This window comes from Gillisia lutea, from assembly GCF_021568705.1.
Taxonomy (GTDB): domain Bacteria; phylum Bacteroidota; class Bacteroidia; order Flavobacteriales; family Flavobacteriaceae; genus Gillisia; species Gillisia lutea.
In genome coordinates this window covers 176,867-193,854 of the sequence record NZ_JAKGTH010000006.1, presented here as the reverse complement: position 1 = coordinate 193,854, position 16,988 = coordinate 176,867, and the positions used below count along the sequence as shown (strand labels likewise).

Here is a 16,988-nt window from a genome sequence, read left to right as displayed (position 1 = left end):
GGATAGCTGCTTAGAAAATCGTAGCTTTGTGATGCCTTGTTAAAAAGCAGAAATCAGGCTTTTAATTAAACTTTCTACAGCTTTTGAAAACTGAAAGAATCATCCTTGGTATCGACCCCGGAACCACTATTATGGGGTTCGGACTGATAAAAGTACAGAATAAAAAGATGCATTTCTTGCAGTTGAATGAGCTTCTTCTTCAGAAATACAGCGATCCTTACGTGAAATTAAAGCTGATATTCGAACGCACTATTGAGCTTATCGACACCTATCATCCTGATGAAATTGCCATAGAAGCTCCTTTCTTTGGGAAGAACGTTCAATCTATGCTGAAATTGGGAAGAGCGCAAGGGGTGGCTATGGCTGCAGGACTTTCCCGTGAAATCCCCATTACCGAGTACCTTCCTAAGAAAATTAAGATGGCAATCACTGGAAACGGAAATGCCAGTAAGGAACAGGTGGCAAGAATGCTTCAAAGCGTTTTAGGCTTAAAGGAATTACCTAAAAATCTGGATTCTACCGATGGTCTGGCCGCGGCGGTTTGCCATTTTTATAATACCGGTCGAGTGGAGGTAGGAAAAAGTTATACCGGTTGGGATGCTTTTGTAAAACAAAATCCTAAGAAAGTTCGATAAAAATTCTTTAGTTATAAGAACCAAAATCTGCATGATCTCAAATAAGCCTAATTTAAATAATTCAAGTGAGTCTCTCACTCCGATAACGATGGACGGGGGCGGAATTTACATTCATATACCTTTTTGCAAACAAGCCTGTCATTATTGTGATTTTCACTTTAGCACTTCAGTGAAACATAAATCGGAATTGGTTGCAATGCTTTGTAAAGAATTGGTTTTACGAAAAGAGGAATTGGGTGAAGTTATAATTAAAACCATCTATTTTGGAGGAGGAACACCTTCACTTCTGGAGAAGGCTGAATTAGAACAGATATTTCAAACTATATCTGAAAATTATAGTATTGATGCGGAGGCTGAGGTTACTTTGGAAGCCAATCCTGATGATCTTTCCGAAGAGAAATTAATCATTTTTAAAGAAGTTGGAATAAATAGATTGAGCATTGGGGTGCAATCTTTTTTTGAAGAAGACCTTAAATTGATGAATAGGGCACATAGTGCCGAGGAAGCTTTGAGTTGCATCAAAATGGCTACTTCTTATTTCGATAATATCTCAATTGATCTTATCTACGGTATTCCGGGAATGAGCAATGAACGCTGGAGTGAAAATATACAAACGGCAATCACACTTGGTTTGCCGCATTTCTCTTGTTATGCTTTAACGGTGGAACCTAACACGGCTTTAAAGAAATTCATTGAAAAAGGAAAGGTGAAACCGGTAGATGATGAGGTTGCAAGAGCGCATTTCGAAATATTAACCTCCAGCTTAAAAGATGCCGGATTTGTACATTATGAGTTTTCCAACTTTGGCAAACCCGGATATTTCTCCCAGAATAATACGGCCTACTGGATGGGGAAAAGCTATTTGGGAATTGGCCCATCTGCTCATTCTTACAATGGGCAATCGCGAAAATGGAACATCAGCAATAATGCTTTATATATTAAGGCTCTAAAAGCCGGCAATCTCCCCTTAGAAGAGGAGGATCTATCTCAAGCAGATAAGTATAACGAATATGTAATGACGCGCTTACGTACTATGTGGGGCGTATCTATGAAGGAAGTGGAACTTAACTTCGGACTTAACTATAAAACGCATTTATTGATCGAGGCGGTGCCTCATTTAAAAGAGGGATTATTGAGCTTGGAAAATGATATTTTGAGGGTGACCGAAAAAGGTAAATTTTTAAGCGATGGTATTGCCGGTGACTTATTCTTCATAAATTTGGAAGAAGATCAATAAAGGTCTTTGTGTCTATTATCTATAATGAAAGCAACTATAGAATATAAGAATATCTCCTTTACGGTAGATCTTTCTAAGCCATTAGATATCTCGCTGAATATGCGAGGGGATGATAAAAACCCTATAGCATGGTATTTGGATGCGCCAAAAATTACTCCTGTTAGAGATGGCGATTTTATAGGAAAGGTAACAGAAGGAGCTTCAACAAACTTTAATAATATTCAGTTCAATCCGCATGGGCATGGTACGCATACCGAGTGTGTGGGGCATATTACAAGAGAATTTCATAGCGTTCATGAAAGCTTGAAACAGTTTTTTTTCACTACTAAGCTGATCTCGGTAGAACCAGAAACAAGAGGGGAAGACAAGGTGATTTCAGAAGCTCAAATAAAGCAAGTGCTAAAGCCTAATCAGGTAGAAGCGATCGTTATTAGATCTCTGCCTAATTATATTGAAAAGAGAAGCAAGAAATATTCTAATACTAATTGGCCTTATTTAGAAGAAGCAGCTGCACGATATATTAGAGAATGTGGAATAAAGCATTTATTGATAGACCTTCCCTCTGTAGATAAAGAGAAAGATGAAGGAAAGCTTTTAGCACATAAGGCTTTCTGGGATTATCCTAAAAATACTCGTTTTGATGCTACTATTACTGAACTTATCTATGTGGCTAACAAAATTGAAGATGGTAGTTATCTCCTTAACTTGCAAATAGCTTCATTTGAAAATGATGCAAGCCCTAGTAAACCCGTTTTGTATAAATTGGAATAAAGATCAGCTTATGAAAATTGCCCTGAAACTCGAAGAATTGGTTATGCTGGCTTTAGGAATCTTTGGTTTTTATTACTTGCAGTTTTCTTGGTGGTGGTTCTTTGGCTTGTTCTTATTGCCTGATGTAAGTATGCTTGGGTATCTTGTAAATAATAGGGTAGGCGCATTTTTTTATAATATGTTCCATCATAAAGGGATTGCTATCCTTATATATTTGATTGGCTTTTTTCTAAACAATGAGATATTAAAACTAATAGGAGTTATACTTTTTAGTCACTCTTCATTTGATAGAATGCTTGGCTATGGATTAAAATATGAGAAAGGCTTTAAATTCACCCATTTAGGAGAAATTGGGAAATAAAAAAGCCGTTTCAATTAAGAAACGGCTTTTAAATTTTTTATCTGAAGATAATTCAGAAGAAAGATTATCCTAAAGCAACTCTTTCAAAAGCAACAACAGTAAGGTCGCTATCTACAGATTTAACGTAAGAAGCGATGCTCATTTTGTTATCTTTAATGAAATCTTGGTTTACCAAAGTGTTGTCTTTAAAGAAACGTTTGATTTTACCTTTAGCGATGTTATCTAACATCTCTTCTGGCTTACCTTCTTCTCTTAATTGATCTTTAGCGATTTCGATCTCTTTGTCGATGATAGATTGATCTACACCATCTTCATTCAAAGCAACAGGATTCATTGCAGCAGCTTGCATAGAAACGTTTTTAGCAGCTTCTTCAGCTCCTTCAACATTCTTAGAAAGACCGGTTAAAACAGCGATCTTGTTACCAGCGTGGATGTAAGAACCAACGAAAGGAGCTTCCAACGTACGGAAATCACCAATCTCTAATTTTTCACCAATTACTCCGGTTTGCTCAATCAATTTGTCCTGAACAGTAATCCCATTGAAATTTGCAGCTAATAATTCTTCTTTTGAAGAAACAGTAAGAGCAAGATCAGCAAGATCGGTAGCCATTTTTACGAAAGAATCATTCTTTGCAACGAAGTCAGTTTCACAGTTAAGTGAAATTACAACACCTCTGGTTGCATCATCGTTCACTTTTGCTATAACAGCACCTTCAGTAGATTCTCTGTCGGCACGGTTTGCAGCTACTTTCTGACCTTTTTTACGAAGAATTTCGATTGCAGTATCAAAATCACCATCAGCTTCCACTAATGCTTTTTTACAATCCATCATACCGGCTCCGGTAGACTTTCTTAATTTATTTACTTCTGCGGCGGTTATCTTTGCCATGACGTTTAAAGTTTTTTAATTTATAATAAACAAGTCGTTTAGCTTTTTTGTAAAGAAAAGAACTAAACGACTCATAAAAATTATCAAAAGGTTATGTTATTCTTCTTCTTCGTTAGAAGCAGCTTTGTCTAAAGTTTCTTGTTTAGACTCTAACTTAACATCTTTTTTAGCTTCCTTCATCGCTTTTTTATCTGCAGCATCAGTAGAAGGAACTTCTACATCTTCTTGAGATTTTTTTGCTTTAGGAGCTTTAGCAGTTTTTTCTTCTTTGCTGTCGTCTTTAGCATCTTTAGTAGACTTTCTTTCAGATAAGCCTTCAATGATAGCGTCAGAAACATAAGAAACTACTTTATCAATAGATTTAGAAGCATCATCATTTGATGGAATCATGTACTCTACCTCGCGAGGATCAGAGTTAGTATCAACCATCGCAAAAATTGGAATGTTTAATTTTTGAGCTTCTTTAACGGCAATGTGTTCACGAGTGATATCTACTACAAAAAGTGCTGCCGGAAGTCGGCTCATGTCTGCAATAGAACCTAAGTTTTTATCTAACTTAGCTCTCAAACGGTCTACTTGTAAACGTTCTTTCTTAGAAAGAGTGTTGAAAGTTCCGTCTTTTTTCATTCTATCAATAGTAGCCATTTTTTTAACAGCTTTACGGATAGTGATAAAGTTAGTAAGCATTCCACCAGGCCATCTTTCAGTGATGAACGGCATGTTTGCTCTTGTTGCATGTTCTGCAACAATTTCTTTAGCTTGTTTTTTGGTAGCTACGAAGAGTATTTTTCTACCGCTGGCTGCAATTTTATTAAGGGCATCACCTGCCTCTTGCATTTTTGCAGCACTTTTATATAAGTTGATAATGTGAATCCCATTACGCTCCATATAAATATATGGGGCCATGTTTGGATTCCATCTTCTTGTAAGGTGTCCAAAATGTACACCTGCATCAAGTAATTCTTTTACTTCTACTTTGTTTGCCATTTTTGTAATAGTTTACGTTCTGTTGAGATAGCAATAGGCAAGTGGCTATTTATATTTAAATACGGCCTTGTCTATTTAGATGCTAAACTAACTTCAAGAGTGATGAGAAAATACCGGGCGGTATTTAAAATTCACTAATGAACAACAACAAAAATCTTTAATTTTTAAATGAACTTTTAGGGCAATGCCCAAAATATTAACGTTTAGAGAACTGGAATTTCTTACGAGCTTTCTTCTGTCCGAATTTCTTACGCTCTACCATTCTTGGATCTCTTGTCATCAAACCTTCTGGTTTTAACACCGCACGGTTTTCAGCATCCAATTCTACCATAGCTCTAGAAAGGGCAAGACGAATAGCTTCAGCCTGACCAGTAATACCACCACCGTAAACATTCACTTTAATATCGAAGTTCTCTTCGTTATTAGTCATGTTTAAAGGTTGAAGTACTTTAAAAACTAAAGGTCCGGTAGTGAAGTAATCCTTAAGATCTTTTTTGTTAATAGTAATGTTTCCAGAACCCTGGTTAACATATACTCTTGCAACAGCCGTTTTTCTACGACCAATTTTGTGAATAACCTCCATTACTTAAGATCGTTTAAGTTAATAGTTTTAGGTTTTTGAGCTTTAAGATCGTGTTCTGATCCTGCATAAACCTTTAAATTACGGAATATTGCCGCTCCTAATTTGTTCTTAGGAAGCATTCCTTTTACCGCATTTTCAATTAACCTTTCCGGTCCTTTATTGAATAATTCGGTTGCAGTTAGACTGCGTTGTCCCCCAGGGTAGCCAGTGTGGCGAATGTATTCTTTAGAATCCCATTTCTTTCCTGTTAAGTTGATTTTTTCGGCGTTTGTAATAATTACATTGTCACCGCAATCAACGTGTGGGGTGAAGTTAGGCTTGTATTTCCCTCTAAGTAGCTTTGCCACTTTTGTAGAAAGACGACCTAAAGTCTGACCATCAGCATCTACGTGTACCCAATCTTTGGTCACGGTAGCCTTGTTGGCCGATACTGTTTTGTAGCTTAATGTGTCCACACTAATTAATTTTACTTGTTATTAAACATTCCATTCCCTGCCCCAACATTTCTATCGGGAAAACAGGGGTGCAAATGTACAATTATAAATTCATAATGCAAATAGCAGTTCCATTAATTTATTTAGGCCGAAATGTTTGGTAGTCAAGCCCTTCACTTTATATGAAGTTATACTGCCGTTTTTAACAGTTTTGTCTCTTTCAACCTGAAGTAAAACATGTTTAATTAATCGATAAAATACAATAATTAACGATAAAAAGTATTTTTTGTGTTAATTGTGTCATAATTTACTTTAAGTTTCCTGTACATTTGCAGCCTTAATAAACTAATATAAAGTTATTTAGCTATGAATAAGTTTTTAAAGTTTTGTTTTTTATCTATTTCTCTTTCCTTGACCTTGTTTTCCTGTAGCTCGGAAGATACTGATGATGCTAGAATGGAGACATTTAACACCAATAATATAGAAGCAAATATTACCCCCATGGAATTGTATGGAACATGGAAGTTGAGCGTAATGCAATCTGATGTTCTGGTTGATCTTAATAAGGACAATACAGGTAGTTATAACTTACTTTCTGAAACTTCTTGTTTTTCTAATATGGCAATCGTTTTTAGAGAAGACATGACATTTACCACTACCAATGCAAAGCTCGATTTTAATGGCGGGACAAATAATAATGAATTTACATGTGTGGAAGGTCGTCAGGATTCAGGAACATGGGATGTGGAAGACAATGTTCTTATTTTGAATATTAATATTGATGGTATGGTTTATAGCCAGAGAAAACCACTGTCTTATACAAATACTACTTTTAGTTTTGATATAACAGAAGCCGAATCTAATGCATATGTAGATGATCCGGGTAATACTTCTGCTTCCAATATAAACATCCTTTCTGTAGAATATACGAAGCAGTAAATAAGATGTTTTAAATAATAAAAAAGCCGGTTAATATCTTAACCGGCTTTTTTATTAATGAGCTTCCAGCCAATTTTGACCTTCACCTAATTCTACATCCAAGGGAACTTCCAGTTTAAAAGCGTTCTCCATCTCTGTTTTTATCAGTTTCTTTACTTCTGACAGCTCTTCTTTATACGCATCAAATACCAGTTCATCATGTACCTGAAGAAGCATTTTCGTTTTGTAATTTCTTTCTTTTAATTTCTTATGAATATTAATCATTGCCAATTTTATAATATCGGCAGCACTTCCCTGAATGGGAGCGTTCACGGCATTTCTTTCGGCAGCACCTCTTACAACCGCATTTTGTGAATTGATATCCTTTAAATATCTGCGTCTTCCCAGCACTGTTTGTACATATCCGTGCTCTCGCGCAAAGTCTATTTGCTCGTTTATATAATCTCTTAGTTTAGGGTAGGTCTTATAATAGGTATCGATAAGGTCTTTAGATTCTGCTCTGGAAAGGTCGGTCTGGTTGCTTAAACCAAATGCGGAAACTCCATATATAATCCCAAAATTAACTGTTTTGGCATTGCTTCTTTGCTCTCGGGTGACTTCTTCTAAAGGTACATTAAATACTTTTGCAGCGGTAGAGGCATGAATATCTTTACCATCTTGAAAGGCTTTTATCATATTCTCTTCCTTGCTTAATGCCGCAATAATTCTTAATTCAATTTGAGAATAATCGGCGGCCAATAATATGTAATCTTCATTTCTTGGCACAAAAGCTTTTCTTACTTGCCTTCCTCTTTCAGTTCTAATTGGAATGTTTTGAAGGTTTGGATTGTTAGAACTCAATCTTCCGGTAGCAGCAACCGTCTGCATATAATCGGTATGTACTCTTCCAGTGGTTTTCTCTACCTGTGTTGGAAGAGCATCTATATAGGTATTCTTTAATTTTACCAATCCGCGATAATCTAAAACGCATCTCACGATTTCATGTTCGTGAGCAAGGTTAGATAACACATCTTCTCCTGTAGAATACTGGCCGGTCTTGGTCTTTTTTGGTTTTTTAACCAATGCCAGTTTTTCAAAAAGGATCACTCCTAATTGCTTTGGCGACCCAATATTGAATTCTTCCCCGGCTTCTTTATATATCTTTTCCTCCAGTTCTTTGATATCCTTTTCCAGATCTGCTGAAAGAGATTTTAAAAAGCCTTCATCTAATTTGATGCCTTCTAATTCCATATCGGCAAGTACTTCTACTAAAGGAATTTCAATATCGTGAAATAATTTTTCAGTATTAGCTTCTTTAAGTTCGGGTTCAAAATGCTGTTTTAGTTGAAAGGTGATATCGGCATCTTCTGCAGCATATTCGGTCTGTTTTTCTAAAGGCACATCTCTCATATTTCCCTGATTCTTTCCTTTTTTACCTATTAATTCGGTAATGGATTGAGGGGTGTAGTTGAGATAGGTTTCTGCCAGTACATCCATGTTATGTCTCATGTCTGGGTTGATAAGATAATGAGCGATCATGGTGTCGAAAAGAGGTCCTTTAATATGAACATTATATTTGGCTAATACTTTAATATCGTATTTTAAATTCTGACCAATCTTTTCGATCTCTTTATCTTCAAAGAAAGGACGAATTTTTTCAATTAATTCCTGAGCCTTATCATCTTCTTCCGGAAAGGGTAAGTAGAATCCTTTTCCCGCTTCCCATGAAAATGCAATTCCTACCAATTTTGCTTCGAGAGGATTTAGACTGGTGGTTTCAGTATCAAAGCAAACACTTTTTTGTTTCAATAAATTTGAAAGAAATAATTGCATGGCCATACCTCCTTCAATACTTTGATATACATGGGAGGTGTTCTCTAAAGATTTTCTGCTGGTAGTAGCTTCTATCTTATTTTCTTCACCACCTCCAAATAAAGAGAATTGCCCTGCGCCCGCAGTAGATGCCTGAGCTTTTGCGGTTGGAGTACTACTAATAGGAGTTGGAGAGCTGGTCTCTTCTCCAGAAAATAATTTTAAAAACTGATCTTTTAATCTTCTGAATTCTAATTCTTCAAACAGTTCCTGAACTTTATCGCCATCAGGTTTCGAGAGTTCATAGTCTTTAGCATCAAATTGAACAGCACAATCTGTAAGGATAGTAGCTAATTTCTTGGAAAGTATTCCTAACTCAGCGTTTTCAATGATCTTCTCTTTCATTTTCCCTTTTAGCTTGTCGGTATTTGCTAAAAGTGCTTCCATGCTGCCAAATTCAGCAAGAAATTTCTTGGCTGTTTTTTCGCCAACTCCGGGAAGTCCCGGGATATTATCAGAAGCATCACCCATCATTCCAAGGAAATCTATCACCTGTTCCGGGCGTTCCACTCCAAATTTTTCCTTTACTTCGGGGATGCCTAAGATCTCAATCCCGTTACCCATTCTGGCTGGACGATACATGAAAATATTTTCAGATACTAACTGAGCGAAATCTTTATCTGGAGTAACCATGAAGGTTTGATAGCCTTCTTTTTCAGCCTGTTTAGCTAAGGTTCCAATAACATCATCAGCCTCACACCCCGGTAATTCTACCACGGGAATATGCATGGCTGTAAGTATGTCTTTAATATATGGAATGGAGATTTTTATAGGTTCGGGAGTTGCATCTCTATTTGCTTTATAATCGGCATACATTTCTGTGCGCTCATGACTTCCATCTTTATCAAAACACACAGCTAAATGATCGGGCTTCTCTCTTCTAATTACATCAAAAAGCGAATTAGTAAAGCCCATAATGGCTGAAGTATCTAAACCTTTTGAGTTGATTCTGGGATTTTTTATAAAAGCGTAATAACCTCTAAATATCAAGGCGTATGCATCAAGGAGAAATAAGCGTTTTTGTTCAGCCATGGGTAATAATTAAGTTGAAGTTCAAAACTACAAAGTTATTAGCATAAAGAGTGGAGGCCCCTGATATTTTTATGGTGGATTTTTAGAATTTATAAAAGAACCTGGCGTTTTTTATTACGAAAACCGTAGTATAAAATATATAGATAGCAAGCCATAACTAGGAATAAAGCAACGTTAAAACCATATCCGTCGGTTAGATATCCAAAAGCCGGCGGGATTAAAGCTCCACCCACTATCATGGTGCACAATATACCGGAACCTTGAGGTTTGTTTTCTCCCAAACCATCGAGTGCAAGGCTGAAAATGGTAGGGAACATGATGGAGTTGAAAAGCCCTACCGAGATTATTGTCCACATAGCGATAAGCCCTACAGAGAAATTAGAAATCAAGATCATAACAATTGCTAAACCGGCAAACACGCTAAGTACCACTGCAGGGTTTAGGATTTTTGTTAAATAGGAACCAATAAACCTCCCAATCATGGCTCCAGTCCAATAAAAACTTACAAAAACGCCTACTACAGCCATATCACTGGAAGTGGTAACCCCCGCTGTTAAAACCCATTCCGCTAAGGTTCTCATAAAAGGTGTTTCTCTAATTATAACTGCCAGATCCAAACTCAAGAAGTAATTTACCATATAGCTACCTAATGCCACTTCGGCTCCTACATAAAAGAAAATCCCTATTGCGCCTAAGATCAAATTTTTGTTCTTGAGCACTTGTGTGTAATTATTTGAAGCTTCTTTATCTCCAATTTTTGGAAGTTTTACAAATAGGAAAACCAATACGATAAGCCCTATAAAAGCTGCGATACCTAAAAATGGTTTTTGAACAGCGGCGGCTTCAGATAGATAGTATGCCGTTTGTTGTAGTTCATCTAATAGATCAATTTCTTCTGTGCTCTTAACTTTATCATTTAATATGAATAGCGCTCCAATGGCTGGAGCTATAGCAGTTCCTAATGAATTGAAAGCCTGCGAAAGATTCAATCTACTTGATGCAGTTTTTTCAGGTCCTAAGATGGTGACATATGGGTTTGCGGCAACCTGCAGAATAGTTATTCCTCCCGCCAGAATGAAATAACCCAGCATGAATATTCCGAAAATGCGATAGGAGGCAGCGGGATAAAATAAGAGGCATCCAAGGGCCATAGTAGTAAGTCCTAAAATGATTCCTTTTTTATATCCAATTTTTGAAAGTAAATAACCTGCCGGAATTGAAAGTACAAAATATGCTCCGAAAAATGCAAACTGAACCATTCCTGCCTGAAAGTAAGTAAGCGTAAAAACCTCTCTTAGTCTAGGAATTAGAGAGTCTACAAGAACAGTTATGAAACCCCATAAGAAAAATAGGATGGTTAGAAATATGAAAGCGGTGCGATAGGTTTTTTTCTGGTTCATAGGAATGGTAAGTGGTGGTGTGTCGATGTAAATTGTTATATGGTATAATTTCAAATGCTTAAATATAAAACTAAAAATTAAGCTGCTTTTTAAGTGTGTTTAATAGGGGATAGGATGTCCTGTTTGAAATTTATTACATATTAATACGTTAAAGTAACTTAAAATTTAACTTTTAACATATTGAATAAAAGTATCTTCGCTGCAAATTGTTAAAATCATGCGCTGGCTTATATTTATTTGTTTCTATATTGTAATAGATATTTACGCTTTTCAGGCAGTTAAAACCTTAACTAAAAACAACTGGATTCACATTTCCTTTATAGTTGTCTCCTTAATAGTACTTGCTAATTTCATTTTTCAATTTAATCAACCTAATCCTGCCGGTGGATTTTCCGGTGGGAGAGCATACGCTATAGGCTTAGTGCTGGCGTTTATGGTTGGAAAAATTATTCTTACGTTACTATTATTTGGGGAAGATATTTTTAGAATTTTAGCCGCCACCTACCATAAAATATTTACTCCTTCTTCCTCCTTTGTAATGCCCGAGAGAAGAAAATTCCTGAGTCAGCTGGCTTTAGGTATCGCGGCTATCCCTTTTGCTTCATTATTGTATGGAATGTATTGGGGGAAATACAACTATAAAGTATTAAAATATAGTCTCTATTTTGAAGATCTTCCGGATGCTTTTGATGGATATAGGCTCACTCAAATTAGCGATATACATAGTGGTAGTTTCGATAATAAGGAGAAAATTGAATATGGGGTCGATCTTATAAATGAGCAGGAGAGTGATGTGGTACTCTTTACCGGGGATCTTGTAAATAATAAGGCTACGGAAATGGATGTGTGGAAAAGTACCTTTTCAAAAATATCTGCTAAAGATGGTGTGTTCTCGGTATTAGGAAATCATGATTATGGCGATTATGTAGAGTGGGAGAGTGATGCTGCGAGATTAGCTAATCTAAATGATCTAAAAAATGTTCATGCCGATATGGGCTGGAACCTGTTGTTAAATGAGCATAGATTCCTAGGAAAAGATGGACAACGAATAGCATTAGTAGGAGTAGAAAATTGGGGAGCAGGTGGTTTTAAGAAAAAGGGTGATCTCGATCTTGCAGGAAAAGGACTTGCTGCAGAGGAATTTAAAGTACTAATGAGCCATGATCCGTCTTATTGGCAAGAAAAGATAAAATCAGATGCTAACAATTATCATCTTACCTTAAGTGGTCATACGCATGGAATGCAATTCGGAATTGAAATTCCGGGTTGGTTTAGATGGAGTCCCGTGCAGTATAGATATGAGAACTGGGCAGGAATTTATCAGGAATTTGGTCGACATATTAATGTGAATCGTGGATTCGGATATTTGGCCTATCCGGGTAGAGTTGGAATTTGGCCAGAGATTACGGTTATTGAATTGCGAAAGGGCCCGAAACCCGCTTAGTTCAGAGAAATTAGTATATTTGATGTTATTAATTATTGAAAAAGGTATTTAAATCAAATCAAAATTAGCTTTTAATTTATGTCAAAATTTGGTGAATTAATAGATTTAAACATTCCGGTGCTGCTAGATTTTTATACCGAATGGAATGAAGCTTCTAACCTCTTGCACCCGGTTTTAAGGGATGTAGCTGCAGCTCTGGGGGATAAGGCAAAGATTATCAAGATCGATGTCGATAAGAATACAATGCTTGCTGAGGCTCTTCGTGTAAAGGCGCTTCCTACGTTAATGATCTATAAAGATGGTGAAATGAAGTGGAGACAAAGTGGAGAGCAGGATGCCAACACTCTTATTGGGATTCTTAAAGAATATATTTAAAGCGCTTTGAACTCAAAGCCTTTCTCGTGATAATATTTTAGGATCTTTGGTACAAGAAGTTTTAGTTTATCAAAGGCCTTTTTGCTGTCATGGAAAACTATAATTCCGCCCTCTGTGGTGTTTTTAATTACAGTGTTATAACAAATTTCCCAGCTTAGTTCGGGGTCAAAATCTCCACTAATAACTTCCCACATCACTATTTGGTAGTCTAATTGTTGAAGTTTTTTAATTTGTGAAGGCTTTATCTTTCCATATGGTGGGCGAAAAAGCTTCTTTTTAAAAGCTGAATTGTTTGGATTCTCTATGTTTTTGGAGATAACATCTTCTGTCTTCCGCACATTCTCTAGATAATCTGGAGTATTTGTCTTCCAGCCATTAAGGTGATTAAAAGTGTGATTTCCTATGGTATGTCCTTCGGATATAATATTATTGAAGATATCTGGGTGTTTACTAATATTTTCTCCAACGCAAAAGAAGGTAGCTTTGGCCTGATATTGTTTCAAGCAGGCCAAAACCCAATCTGTTATTTCCGGAATAGGGCCATCATCAAAAGTGAGATAAATGGTCTTTTTATGATTTGGTAAATTCCACAGAAGAGAAGGGTATAACACATTGCCTAATCCTGAAATCTTCTTTAAATAAACCATTGTATTATCAGTCTGTTATTCAGGTACAGTTTGCAAAGAGTCTAAACTTTGCAAATTGTTGAATTCATTTTCTATAGCCTCATCTGTAGGCGTGGGAGGAGCTTCTTCCACTTCTTCTGAATCATCATAGAAACGGGGAAATAATTTCAAATAGCTGTTGAATTTCTCAGCTTTCTTACGGCCAAATTCCTGTTCATTATTCATGAAAAGCAAATCAACTAATGCTCTATATCGTTCCATGCTAGTAATGATATCATTTGCATAACTAAACTGTCTGTCTTCATCCCAACTGGCATAGTACTTAAGGTCCTCTTGATATTTTAAAGCGAGCTTATCCCATAATTCTCGGGCCTTTTCTTTTTCTCCAACCTCGTAATAACCGCTTATATAAGGCTCCACCAGGGTGTAAAAACCATAATAATCTAGAGGCATTTTTTCTATCCCCATATCCAAGATCTCTTTAGCTCGTTCTTTATCACCTTCCGCTAAAAGTGTTTCCACCAATCTTGCCAGGTTACTTCTATAGGTAATAGAGTTTTTACGTGTTTCCGGGTCATGGTAGATTTTTGTGCTTTCCATATTGCCCCAGTCCCAGTTCTTAACGATGTCGTACATTTTATCGGTGTCTATTCTACCCATTTCGTAAGGATTTCTTGGGTTGATAGGGGTTTGAATTGGAACTAATTTATATGCAACGCCATCTAATTGTAGATAGTCTTTCATCCACAGATAATCATCATTACCAAAGCTTCCCCCGGTAAAGTAAATAGGGCGTTTCCAATCGTTATTAGCAATTATATCAAGCATTAGTAATCTATTCTTATAGATCACATTTCCTTCAAGTTTTATAAAGATGTCGTCTACTATCTTATCGGCATCTTTTTTATCAACGATACCGTATTTGAGTGCATTCTCTTTATTTACAGGAATTCTGATGGATTTTGTTGGAAAAGTGTTCACAATCTGTCCGCTTTGCAATTCTCCCTGTGTTCGGGAATCATCGCTTGCGATCCAGTTCATCCAGTTTTGGATAGACATAGTATCCTGGGTAACCGATTGGAACATTACAAATTCATTTGTTCCTGCTCGATATTGTTTTTGTGTTAGCTGAGATGGAATTGGATCGCTTTCCCAGGCTTTACGTTTCATTTGATCGATATACCAGTCGGTAGCAAATAAACTGGTATTCACAATTCGAACATCAGTTCTGTATTCCTCGATTTGCTGTGCATACCAAAGTGCAAAAGTATCATTATCACCAATGGTGAATAATATGGCATTTTGGTCTACAGAGTCCAGATACATTTTAGCCATCGCCAAAGCCGTATACCTGTCAGACCTGTCATGATCGTCCCAGTTTTCAGAGGCTAACAAAACCGGCGCTGCTAATAGACTTGCAGCAATTACTACAGGTGCAGCTATTTTAGGTTGTAAGTAGCCTTTTACAAGATCGAATAAGGCATAGACTCCAAAGCCTATCCACATTGCAAAAACATAAAAGGATCCAACTAAAGCATAATCTCGTTCTCTTGGTTCAAATGGACGCTCATTTAAGTATATTTTGAGTGCAATCCCTGTAAAGAGAAAGAAAACGGTTAGTACCCAGAAGCCTTTTTTGTCATTCTTAAAATGAAAGAAGAGCCCTATTAATCCTAAGATAAAAGGCAGGAAATAATAGGTATTACGTGCTTTATTATTTTTAACATCGGTAGGCAGATTGTCCTGAGAACCCAATCTCATTTCATCTATAAATTTAATACCGCTCAACCAGTTTCCATTCAAATCGGTGAGTTCGCCCTGGATATCATTTTGTCTTCCAACAAAATTCCACATAAAATAACGCCAGTACATGTAGCCTATTTGATATTCAAATAGATATGCTATATTATCGGTAAAAGAAGGTTTTTCAACATCTATATACTGACTGAACTGTGTTAGAAAGCTGTTATAGTCGCTAGAATCCAGACGTCCCATCGCGTAGTTCTTTCTGAATTCGGCGATAGCCTGCAGCAGTTCTTCCTCTCCCTGATATTCCGGTTTTACCTGAAAATCTAATGGGCCGGTAAACTGCATGTAATTAACGGCATGAGCTGTGCTCCACATTCTTGGAAGAATAGCTTTATGGTTGTCGTCTAAGTTTTGTCTTGCATTCTTATAATCGTTTACAATTACATATTTCCCTAACTCTTCATCTTTTTCATAGTTAGGCTTATCGTCTAAATATGGGTTTTCAGCATCGAGACCGCTGTACATTTCGGTGAATTGAGGTCCGTAGAACAAGTGTGTTTCCCCGTACTGCTCGCGGTTATAATAAGCTAATAGTTCTCTGGCGTTGTCTGGACTATTTTCATTGATGTTAGTATCGGCATTTGCACGAATTGGAAGCATGGTCCAGCTGGAAAAACCAATCAGAATAAACAGGATGCTTAAGAGCAAGGTGTTTAACTGATAAAAGTTTTTTCTCTTAGTGTATCTAATTCCGAAGTAAAAAGCGGCGATAATAACCAGTAAAGCGATGATTGTACCTGAGTTAAAAGGTAAGCCAATTGCATTGGTGAAAAATACTTCCGAAGAAGCAAAAAATGTTAGGGTGTATGGGAGTAAGAGTTTGAATATGAACATTAACACTGCTACCACCGCGATATTGGCTATAATGAAATTCTTAACAGTAACTTTCTCATAGTTTTTAAAGAAGTATAAAAACCCAATAGCAGGAAGGGTTAATAAACCTAAAAAGTGCACTCCAAAGGAGAGTCCAACTACAAAGGAAATTAGGATGACCCATCTGTTTCCTCTTGGAAGAAACATGTCTCTTTCCCATAATAAGCCTAAATAGAAGAGTAATGCCATAATACAGGCTGCCATGGCATAAACTTCGGCCTCTACCGCATTAAACCAAAAGCTGTCGGTAAATGTAAAAGCTAAAGCGCCAACAAAGGCACTTCCTAAAACTGCAACTTTATTTAGTTTTTGGGGATGAGCTTTGCTGCCACCTATCTTTAAAATCAGTAAAACTATAGACCAGAACATGAACATAATGGCAAATGCGCTTGCAAGACCAGACATAGAGTTTACCATGAGTGCAACATCAGCAGGATTGGAGGCAAAGGTTGCAAAGAAAGCTCCCATCATTTGATAAAGCGGGGCTCCGGGTGGATGTCCAACTTCTAAATTTGCTGCAGTAGCTATGTACTCTCCTGCATCCCAGAAACTTGCTGTAGGTTCTACCGTTAACCAATAGGTAGTAAGTGAAATTAAAAATACCGTCCATCCTAGTATTTTATTCCATTTACTGAAGTTATGATCTGTCATGTTTTTTGCTAATTGAATATGATGAAGCGAATTTAAGAATATTTACAAGAATGGTTTTATAACGGGCTTTAAAAGACTTTATTTTTTTATA

15 protein-coding genes are annotated in these 16,988 nt (G+C 36.7%); 7 read left to right on the top strand and 8 right to left on the bottom strand.

Annotated elements, in window-relative coordinates; translation table 11 throughout:
* Nucleotides 1-83 precede the first annotated feature (83 nt).
* From ruvC to L1I30_RS00935, 4 genes are all read left to right on the top strand, one after another.
* Complete coding sequence (gene ruvC / locus L1I30_RS00950; RefSeq protein WP_236132373.1) at nucleotides 84-635, top strand: crossover junction endodeoxyribonuclease RuvC; 552 nt, start codon at nucleotides 84-86, stop codon at nucleotides 633-635.
* Nucleotides 636-723: 88 nt separating this feature from the next.
* Complete coding sequence (gene hemW, locus L1I30_RS00945; RefSeq protein WP_236133038.1) at nucleotides 724-1,872, top strand: radical SAM family heme chaperone HemW; 1,149 nt, start codon at nucleotides 724-726, stop codon at nucleotides 1,870-1,872.
* A gap of 24 nt (nucleotides 1,873-1,896) precedes the next feature.
* The gene (locus L1I30_RS00940) at nucleotides 1,897-2,643 is read left to right on the top strand and encodes a cyclase family protein (RefSeq protein WP_236132372.1); all 747 of its coding nucleotides are present in this window, start codon (nucleotides 1,897-1,899) and stop codon (nucleotides 2,641-2,643) included.
* Between the two features lie 10 nt (nucleotides 2,644-2,653).
* Nucleotides 2,654-3,004: a DUF4260 domain-containing protein gene (locus tag L1I30_RS00935; protein WP_236132371.1), complete on the top strand. Its 351-nt coding sequence runs from the start codon at nucleotides 2,654-2,656 to the stop codon at nucleotides 3,002-3,004.
* Between the two features lie 64 nt (nucleotides 3,005-3,068).
* Here the strand turns inward: L1I30_RS00935 and tsf are convergent, their stop codons facing one another.
* The 4 genes from tsf to rplM form a co-directional block, all read right to left on the bottom strand.
* Nucleotides 3,069-3,893 carry a translation elongation factor Ts gene (gene tsf, locus L1I30_RS00930; protein WP_236132370.1) on the bottom strand — a complete coding sequence of 275 codons (825 nt, stop codon included), beginning with the start codon at nucleotides 3,891-3,893 and terminating at the stop codon, nucleotides 3,069-3,071.
* A 96-nt stretch (nucleotides 3,894-3,989) separates the two neighbouring features.
* A complete protein-coding gene (gene rpsB, locus L1I30_RS00925) occupies nucleotides 3,990-4,880 on the bottom strand; it encodes a 30S ribosomal protein S2 (protein WP_236132369.1) in 891 nt (296 codons plus the stop codon).
* A gap of 196 nt (nucleotides 4,881-5,076) precedes the next feature.
* Nucleotides 5,077-5,463: a 30S ribosomal protein S9 gene (rpsI, locus tag L1I30_RS00920; protein ID WP_236132368.1), complete on the bottom strand. Its 387-nt coding sequence runs from the start codon at nucleotides 5,461-5,463 to the stop codon at nucleotides 5,077-5,079.
* Nucleotides 5,463-5,918, bottom strand: coding sequence for a 50S ribosomal protein L13 (gene rplM, locus L1I30_RS00915; RefSeq protein WP_236132367.1), 456 nt, complete (start codon nucleotides 5,916-5,918; stop codon nucleotides 5,463-5,465). The genes rpsI and rplM overlap by 1 nt, the downstream gene beginning before the upstream one ends.
* A gap of 345 nt (nucleotides 5,919-6,263) precedes the next feature.
* Here rplM and L1I30_RS00910 point away from each other — a divergent pair, with 345 nt between their 5' ends.
* On the top strand, nucleotides 6,264-6,836 hold the full coding sequence (locus L1I30_RS00910; protein ID WP_236132366.1) for a DUF5004 domain-containing protein: 573 nt from the start codon (nucleotides 6,264-6,266) through the stop codon (nucleotides 6,834-6,836).
* Between the two features lie 54 nt (nucleotides 6,837-6,890).
* On the opposite strand, the gene polA is transcribed toward L1I30_RS00910, so the two are convergent.
* Together polA and L1I30_RS00900 are read right to left on the bottom strand one after the other, a co-directional pair.
* The gene (polA, locus tag L1I30_RS00905; protein ID WP_236132365.1) at nucleotides 6,891-9,719 is read right to left on the bottom strand and encodes a DNA polymerase I; all 2,829 of its coding nucleotides are present in this window, start codon (nucleotides 9,717-9,719) and stop codon (nucleotides 6,891-6,893) included.
* A gap of 89 nt (nucleotides 9,720-9,808) precedes the next feature.
* Nucleotides 9,809-11,119, bottom strand: a complete 1,311-nt coding sequence (locus L1I30_RS00900) for a sugar MFS transporter (protein ID WP_236133037.1) — start codon at nucleotides 11,117-11,119, stop codon at nucleotides 9,809-9,811.
* A 217-nt stretch (nucleotides 11,120-11,336) separates the two neighbouring features.
* On the opposite strand from L1I30_RS00900, the gene L1I30_RS00895 reads away from it, so the two are divergent.
* Both L1I30_RS00895 and L1I30_RS00890 read left to right on the top strand, forming a co-directional pair.
* Nucleotides 11,337-12,563, top strand: coding sequence for a metallophosphoesterase (locus tag L1I30_RS00895; RefSeq protein WP_236132364.1), 1,227 nt, complete (start codon nucleotides 11,337-11,339; stop codon nucleotides 12,561-12,563).
* Nucleotides 12,564-12,641: 78 nt separating this feature from the next.
* The gene (locus L1I30_RS00890; RefSeq protein WP_236132363.1) at nucleotides 12,642-12,938 is read left to right on the top strand and encodes a thioredoxin family protein; all 297 of its coding nucleotides are present in this window, start codon (nucleotides 12,642-12,644) and stop codon (nucleotides 12,936-12,938) included.
* Here the strand turns inward: L1I30_RS00890 and L1I30_RS00885 are convergent.
* Both L1I30_RS00885 and L1I30_RS00880 read right to left on the bottom strand, forming a co-directional pair.
* Nucleotides 12,935-13,585, bottom strand: a complete 651-nt coding sequence (locus L1I30_RS00885; protein WP_236132362.1) for a polysaccharide deacetylase family protein — start codon at nucleotides 13,583-13,585, stop codon at nucleotides 12,935-12,937. The two genes, L1I30_RS00890 and L1I30_RS00885, sit on opposite strands and share 4 nt — an antisense overlap.
* A gap of 15 nt (nucleotides 13,586-13,600) precedes the next feature.
* The gene (locus L1I30_RS00880; RefSeq protein WP_236132361.1) at nucleotides 13,601-16,897 is read right to left on the bottom strand and encodes a protein O-mannosyl-transferase family; all 3,297 of its coding nucleotides are present in this window, start codon (nucleotides 16,895-16,897) and stop codon (nucleotides 13,601-13,603) included.
* Between the last annotated feature and the right edge of the window lie 91 nt (nucleotides 16,898-16,988).

Excerpts from the sequence above, each read along its gene's own strand:
- tsf (WP_236132370.1), bottom strand. The coding sequence starts at position 3,893 with ATGGCAAAGATAACCGCCGCAGAAGTAAATAAATTAAGAAAGTCTACC.
- polA (WP_236132365.1), bottom strand. The coding sequence starts at position 9,719 with ATGGCTGAACAAAAACGCTTATTTCTCCTTGATGCATACGCCTTGATA.
- L1I30_RS00890 (WP_236132363.1), top strand. The coding sequence starts at position 12,642 with ATGTCAAAATTTGGTGAATTAATAGATTTAAACATTCCGGTGCTGCTA.
- L1I30_RS00940 (WP_236132372.1), top strand. The coding sequence starts at position 1,897 with ATGAAAGCAACTATAGAATATAAGAATATCTCCTTTACGGTAGATCTT.
- hemW (WP_236133038.1), top strand. The coding sequence starts at position 724 with ATGGACGGGGGCGGAATTTACATTCATATACCTTTTTGCAAACAAGCC.
- rpsB (WP_236132369.1), bottom strand. The coding sequence starts at position 4,880 with ATGGCAAACAAAGTAGAAGTAAAAGAATTACTTGATGCAGGTGTACAT.
- L1I30_RS00885 (WP_236132362.1), bottom strand. The coding sequence starts at position 13,585 with ATGGTTTATTTAAAGAAGATTTCAGGATTAGGCAATGTGTTATACCCT.
- L1I30_RS00935 (WP_236132371.1), top strand. The coding sequence starts at position 2,654 with ATGAAAATTGCCCTGAAACTCGAAGAATTGGTTATGCTGGCTTTAGGA.
- L1I30_RS00880 (WP_236132361.1), bottom strand. The coding sequence starts at position 16,897 with ATGACAGATCATAACTTCAGTAAATGGAATAAAATACTAGGATGGACG.
- rpsI (WP_236132368.1), bottom strand. The coding sequence starts at position 5,463 with ATGGAGGTTATTCACAAAATTGGTCGTAGAAAAACGGCTGTTGCAAGA.
- L1I30_RS00900 (WP_236133037.1), bottom strand. The coding sequence starts at position 11,119 with ATGAACCAGAAAAAAACCTATCGCACCGCTTTCATATTTCTAACCATC.
- L1I30_RS00910 (WP_236132366.1), top strand. The coding sequence starts at position 6,264 with ATGAATAAGTTTTTAAAGTTTTGTTTTTTATCTATTTCTCTTTCCTTG.
- L1I30_RS00895 (WP_236132364.1), top strand. The coding sequence starts at position 11,337 with ATGCGCTGGCTTATATTTATTTGTTTCTATATTGTAATAGATATTTAC.